The organism is Acinetobacter sp. YH12251 (assembly GCF_013417465.1).
Taxonomy (GTDB): domain Bacteria; phylum Pseudomonadota; class Gammaproteobacteria; order Pseudomonadales; family Moraxellaceae; genus Acinetobacter; species Acinetobacter amyesii.
Genome location: NZ_VPDZ01000012.1, coordinates 149068 through 155783 on the forward strand (window position 1 = coordinate 149068; position 6716 = coordinate 155783).

General features: G+C 43.5%; 4 protein-coding genes and 6 tRNA genes. All 10 read left to right on the top strand.

Features of this window, described 5'->3' with window-relative positions:
* Positions 1-8: 8 nt before the first annotated feature.
* The 10 genes from secA to FTV27_RS12500 all read left to right on the top strand — a co-directional run bounded on the left by secA (position 9) and on the right by FTV27_RS12500 (position 6663).
* A complete protein-coding gene (gene secA / locus FTV27_RS12455; protein WP_180078805.1) occupies positions 9-2732 on the top strand; it encodes a preprotein translocase subunit SecA in 2724 nt (907 codons plus the stop codon).
* A 144-nt stretch (positions 2733-2876) separates the two neighbouring features.
* Complete coding sequence (locus FTV27_RS12460; RefSeq protein ID WP_180035848.1) at positions 2877-3233, top strand: hypothetical protein; 357 nt, start codon at positions 2877-2879, stop codon at positions 3231-3233.
* A gap of 160 nt (positions 3234-3393) precedes the next feature.
* Positions 3394-4614 (top strand): bifunctional glutamate N-acetyltransferase/amino-acid acetyltransferase ArgJ, encoded by a 1221-nt coding sequence (gene argJ, locus FTV27_RS12465; RefSeq protein WP_078194124.1) that lies wholly within the window; start codon positions 3394-3396, stop codon positions 4612-4614.
* Positions 4615-4767: 153 nt separating this feature from the next.
* Positions 4768-5835 (top strand): quinolinate synthase NadA, encoded by a 1068-nt coding sequence (nadA, locus tag FTV27_RS12470; RefSeq protein ID WP_180078806.1) that lies wholly within the window; start codon positions 4768-4770, stop codon positions 5833-5835.
* A gap of 154 nt (positions 5836-5989) precedes the next feature.
* A tRNA-Pro gene (locus FTV27_RS12475) sits at positions 5990-6066 on the top strand.
* Between the two features lie 45 nt (positions 6067-6111).
* Positions 6112-6188, top strand: a tRNA-Arg gene (locus FTV27_RS12480).
* Between the two features lie 44 nt (positions 6189-6232).
* Positions 6233-6308 (top strand) — tRNA-His (locus tag FTV27_RS12485).
* A gap of 3 nt (positions 6309-6311) precedes the next feature.
* Positions 6312-6388: transfer RNA gene (locus tag FTV27_RS12490), tRNA-Pro, on the top strand.
* Positions 6389-6493: 105 nt separating this feature from the next.
* Positions 6494-6569, top strand: a tRNA-His gene (locus FTV27_RS12495).
* A gap of 17 nt (positions 6570-6586) precedes the next feature.
* A tRNA-Pro gene (locus FTV27_RS12500) sits at positions 6587-6663 on the top strand.
* Positions 6664-6716 lie beyond the last annotated feature (53 nt).

Sequence of the window (6716 nt, forward strand, 5' to 3'; positions counted from 1 at the left end):
GTCTATTCATGTTGGCAAGTCTGATCGGAGGAATCTTCGGTACCAAAAATGAGCGCGAACTCAAACGCATGCGTAAAATCGTAGAGAAGATTAATGCGCTCGAGCCGACGATATCTGTTCTAAGCGATGCAGACTTATCTGCAAAAACTGAAGAATTCAAAGAACGTTATAAAAAAGGCGACAGCCTTGATAAATTATTACCTGAAGCGTTTGCTGTTTGTCGTGAAGCTGCGAAGCGTGTCATGGGCATGCGTCATTATGACGTACAGCTGATTGGTGGTATTACCTTGCATGAAGGTAAGATCGCAGAGATGCGTACCGGTGAAGGTAAAACCCTCATGGGAACGCTTGCTTGTTACCTCAATGCGATTAGTGGTGAAGGTGTTCACGTGATTACGGTGAACGACTATCTCGCACAGCGTGATGCTGAATTAAACCGTCCATTATTCGAATTTTTAGGTTTAAGCATTGGGATTATTTACTCAATGCAAGACCCAACTGAAAAAGCTCAAGCGTATCGAGCTGACATTACTTACGGTACCAACAACGAATTCGGTTTCGATTACTTGCGTGACAACATGGTGTTTTCTGCTGCTGAGAAAAAACAGCGCAGCTTAACCTATGCCATCATCGATGAGGTCGATTCGATCCTGATTGATGAAGCGCGTACACCGTTGATCATTTCTGGTCAATCAGAAGACTCATCTCAGTTGTATGCTGCAATTAACAGCATTCCACCAAAACTTCATGCACAAAAAGAAGAAAAGGTACCAGATGGCGGTCACTTCTGGATTGACGAAAAACAGCGCTCTGTAGAAATGACCGAAGTCGGTTATGAAACTGTTGAAGCTGAATTGATTCAAATGGGCTTGCTTGCTGAAGGTGAAAGTTTATATTCATCTGCTAATTTAAACTTGGTACACCATGTTTCTGCGGCCATTCGTGCGCATTACCTATACCAACGCAACGTGCATTACATCATCCACGAAGGTGAAGTGATCATTGTCGATGAAAACACTGGTCGTACAATGCCGGGTCGCCGTTGGTCAGAAGGTTTGCATCAAGCAGTAGAAGCAAAAGAAGGTTTGGAAATTCAGCCTGAAAACCAAACTTTAGCAACTACAACATTCCAGAACTATTTCCGTCTTTACAAGAAATTATCAGGGATGACAGGGACTGCAGATACTGAAGCTGCAGAGATGAAAGAAATTTATGGCTTGGATGTTGTACTTATTCCAACCCATCGCCCGATGATTCGTAATGACCAAAACGATTTAATCTATTTAAATCGTGAAGGTAAATACAACGCCATCATTCAAGAAATTCAACGTATTCATGAAGCGGGTGTTGCGCCGATTCTGATTGGTACAGCAACCATTGAAGCCTCTGAAATTTTATCAGATAAGCTGAAAGAAGCTGGTATTCAACATGAAGTACTTAATGCGAAACAACATGAGCGTGAAGCGGATATTATTGCGCAAGCGGGTTCACCGCGTGCAGTGACCATTGCGACTAACATGGCTGGTCGTGGTACTGATATTCTGTTAGGTGGTAACTGGAAAGCGTTGCTGGCGAAGATTGAAGAGCCGACTGAAGCAGACGAAGCACGTTTGAAAGCAGAGTGGGAACAAAATCATGAAATGGTACTGAACTCTGGTGGTTTACACATCATTGGTTCAGAACGTCATGAATCTCGTCGTATCGATAACCAGTTACGTGGTCGTGCGGGCCGTCAAGGTGACCCAGGTGTATCACGTTTCTACTTGTCGCTTGAAGATGACTTGATGCGTATCTTCGCAGGTGATCGCGTGGTTGCAATGATGCGTGCCATGGGTCTGAAAGAAGATGAAGCTATTGAGCATAAAATGGTGTCACGCTCGATTGAAAATGCACAACGTAAAGTTGAAGCACGTAACTTCGATATTCGTAAAAATTTATTGAAATACGATGACGTAAACAACGAACAACGTAAGATTATTTACTCGCAACGTGATGAAATTCTTGTTGAACCGTCTTTACAAGATTACATCGAAACAATGATTCAGGATGTGACTAAAGGCATGATCGAAGTATATATTCCACCTGAGTCTATTCACGATCAGTGGGATATAGAAGGTCTTGAAAAGGCGCTACGTGAAGATCTATCGATTGAATTGCCAATTTCGCAGTGGTTAGAGCAAGATCGTCGTTTGGATGAAGAGGCTTTGGTTGAACGTATTACTGATGAAGTTCTTCAGCACTACCGTTCACGTCGTACGCAAATGGGTGACGAAACGGCTGCAATGCTCGAACGTCACTTTATGTTGAATTCATTGGACCGCCATTGGAAAGAGCATTTGGCAGCAATGGATTACTTACGTCAAGGGATTCATTTACGTGGTTATGCGCAGAAAAATCCTGAGCAAGAATACAAAAAAGAAGCCTTTAACTTATTTGTAAACATGCTTGCTGTGATTAAGTCCGATGTCGTGACAGATTTATCTCGTATTCATGTGCCTACAGCCGAAGAGCTTGCAGAAATGGAAGCTCAAAAACAGGCTCAAGCTGAATCAATGAATCTTCAGTTGTCACACAACGACTTTGATAATTTGTTGGCTGAAGCCAATGGTAATGATGTTATCGATGCGCAATACACACCTGCAGAGCAAGTGATTGTTCCGCCAGAAAGCCGTAACTCACCGTGCCCATGTGGTTCAGGTCTAAAATATAAACAATGTCACGGTAAAATTTAAACAGCATTGTTTAATTTCAAATAAATCAGAGCCATCGCGCTCTGATTTTTTATTTACTCAGCTGATCTGACCTGAATAGTATTTGCAGTGCAGCGGATTAAATGTTATTTAGTTTCTATCAATAACCGTAAGACGGAAAAGACAATGAAAAAAGTACTAAAACCGTTCATGATTGCTGCTTTGGCTTTGCCAACTTTTGCCTTTGCAAACGCTCCTCAGACGACTTCTTTAGAGAAAGTTCAACAAGCAGTTGGTCCAACAACAACTCAAGTACAGATTGGTACTGACGGTCAAGTGACTGTAGCAAGCCCGCGTACGGGTATTCGTTATACCTTTGCCAATCCAAATCGTCCAATCGTATTGCAAACTGCAAAAATTGCAGCAGCCAATGCGGCGAATGCTGACCGTATTGTGGCTGAAAACCCAGCACTTTCTGCTGCGAGTCAACAAAAAGCGAAACAAGTGCTTCTTGATGAAGCAACTCAGCTTGCGCGTAACTAATTTACGACGAACAGCGATAAAGACCAGTCGAAAGGCTGGTTTTTTTATGTGCAAAAGAAATGCTCAATAAAATTACAGCAAAACCGTGCTTCTGCTCGATTTTTTATAGATTTTGCACTAAGCTGTATTTTTTATAACTCATATAGTTGGACGTTGAAAAATGGCAGTTGGTGACGTATCTATGCCACAGATGCATGTGGTGAAAGGTGTAAAAATCGGTTCGGCTGAAGCGTATGTGCGCTATCAGAACCGACGTGACCTTGTCATTTTTGAATTTGCTGAAGGCTCTAATGTCGCAGGCGTTTTTACTCAAAATGCATTTTGTGCAGCACCGGTGCATATTTCTAAAGCGCACTTATTAGCAGGTAATCCACGTTATTTAGTGATTAACACCGGAAATGCCAATGCAGGTACTGGCAAAATTGGCATGGCAAATGCTGAAGCGACATGTGCGAAACTGGCAGAACTGGCTGGTGTTCAAAATACAGAAGTCCTTCCTTTTTCAACGGGTGTAATTGGCGAGCAATTACCTATTGATCGTTTGGTTCAAGGCTTGCAACCGGCATTAGACAGTTTGCAAGAAGACGCTTGGTTGGAAGCGGCAACGGGCATTATGACCACAGATACCACACCTAAAGGTGCATCTGAACAATTTGAGTTAGATGGCGTCCTGTATACCATGACAGGTATTTCTAAAGGCGCAGGCATGATTCGTCCAAATATGGCGACCATGTTGAGTTATGTGGCGACTGATGCACCCATTAGCCGTGAGCTGGTGCAACAGCTTTTGAAAACTACAGTTAACCTGTCGTTTAACCGTATTACGGTGGATGGTGATACCTCAACGAATGACTCATGTATTTTGATTGCAACGGGCCAAGCTGGTGGCGTAGAAATTACTTCAGAATCAGATTCACGTTATGCTGCTGTTTTAGACGTGTTAACACGTGTAATGAAACGTCTTGCACAGCTCATTGTCCGTGATGGTGAAGGTGCGACGAAGTTTATTACTGTGGCGGTAGAAGGCGGCGCAGATACTCAAGAATGTTGTGATATTGCTTATAGCATTGCACATTCACCGTTGGTTAAAACTGCAATCTTCGCATCAGATCCAAACTGGGGCCGTATTTTGGCAGCTATTGGTTATGCAGGTGTGCCAAACTTAGATGTTGAAAAAATTCAGGTCTGGTTAGGTGATGTTCAAATCTGTAAAGACGGTGGTGCCGCAGCAGATTATACCGAAGCAGCAGGGGCTGCAGAGATGGAGAAATCTGAGATCACGATCCGTGTAGATTTAGGACGTGGCAGTGCGCGAGATACTGTGTATACCTGTGACCTGTCGTATGACTATGTTAAGATTAACGCAGATTACCGTTCATAAGATATTTGATGTTTTTGAAAAGCCTCCGTTGTGAGGCTTTTTTATAAGTGGAACTTTTTAATGACCGGTAAAAAATAGCCAAGTACCATATTTATGGGTCAGTTGTGAAGCACCTGTGTAGTAGCAGGCATTAAGGATAGAGAAGACGTTGTAATGAATAATGCAAACAACTTAATTGCAAATGAAGCAAAATCAATTGTACAAGCGCATTTGGATCGTTTGGGTGATGTTAAAGAGCATCACTTAACGGAAGCTGCAAAGCTTGAAAAGTTTGAATTAATTAAAGCGGAACTCAAAAAACGTAACGCTGTCCTTGTTGCACACTATTATTGTGATCCTGAAGTGCAGGAACTAGCAGAACAGACCGGTGGATGCGTTTCGGATTCACTTGAAATGGCACGTTTTGGTCGGGATCATGAAGCAACGACGTTGGTGGTTGCAGGAGTGAAATTCATGGGGGAGACCTCGAAGATTTTATCTCCTGAGAAAACCGTACTGATGCCTACTCTAGAGGCAACATGTTCACTTGATTTGGGTTGTCCTGTCGATGAATTTACCAAATTTTGCGATGCACATCCGGATCATACGGTTGTGGTATATGCCAATACCTCGGCGGCAGTGAAAGCGCGTGCAGATTGGGTGGTAACCTCGAGCTGTGCTGTTGAAATTGTTGAGCATTTAGATAATTTAGGTGAAAAAATTATCTGGGCACCCGATCAGCATCTCGGTCGCTATATTCAAAAGAAAACCAGTGCAGACATGTTGCTATGGGATGGGGCATGTATTGTCCATGAAGAGTTCCGTGCACGTGGTATTGCCAATATGAAAGCGCTGTATCCTGATGCAGCAGTTTTGGTACATCCAGAGTCACCAGAATCTGTGGTGGATATTGCAGATGCCGTCGGTAGCACCTCGCAATTGATCAAGGCTGCACAAACCTTGCCACACGAACGTTTAATCGTGGCAACAGATCGCGGTATTTTTTATAAAATGCAGCAAGCTGTGCCGAATAAAATTCTCATCGAAGCACCGACGGCAGGTGAGGGAGCGACTTGTCGTTCATGTGCGCATTGCCCTTGGATGGCGATGAATGAATTGGATGGCATTCTGGAAGTTTTACAAAAAGGCGATCAGGAAATTTTTGTAGATCCGGCATTGGCTGAGCGTGCTAAATTGCCTTTAGATCGGATGTTGAATTTTAGCGCCAGTTTAAAACGTTAATTTTTGCTTGAAAAATGATTAAAGTGCTTGATAAATAATCGCTTGAAATGATTTTTTATGTTTTTTTGAAGATAGGTGTTGACGTTAATCAACGTCACGCCTAGAATGCACACCGTACCGCACGATATGCGATACAGCGAAAGCTGAGATGAAACGGAGCATAGCACAGCCTGGTAGTGCACCTGGTTTGGGACCAGGGGGTCGTAGGTTCGAATCCTACTGCTCCGACCAATTTCTCAAGGCAAAAATCGCGTGATAGTCTATGTCATCGGTAATGCGCCTGTAGCTCAGTTGGATAGAGCATCCGCCTTCTAAGCGGATGGTCACAGGTTCGAATCCTGTCAGGCGCGCCATTTTAATGGTGTTCTGATACTAGAATCTGAAACTTGTTGTGATGGTGGATGTAGCTCAGTTGGTAGAGCCCCGGATTGTGATTCCGGTTGTCGTGGGTTCGAATCCCATCATTCACCCCAATTCGGAGCATAGCACAGCCTGGTAGTGCACCTGGTTTGGGACCAGGGGGTCGTAGGTTCGAATCCTACTGCTCCGACCATTTTCTCAAAGAAAACGGTCGATAAAAGATACCGCATACAGCGGTTTTTTTATGCCTGTAATTTAAAATGCGTTATATTGGTTATTCACAAGCAAGAACACGATGGTGGATGTAGCTCAGTTGGTAGAGCCCCGGATTGTGATTCCGGTTGTCGTGGGTTCGAATCCCATCATTCACCCCAACTTTTAAAGTTGAAAGCGGAGCATAGCACAGCCTGGTAGTGCACCTGGTTTGGGACCAGGGGGTCGTAGGTTCGAATCCTACTGCTCCGACCATTTTCTCAAAGAAAACGGTCGATAAAAGATACCGCATACAGCGGTTTTTTTAT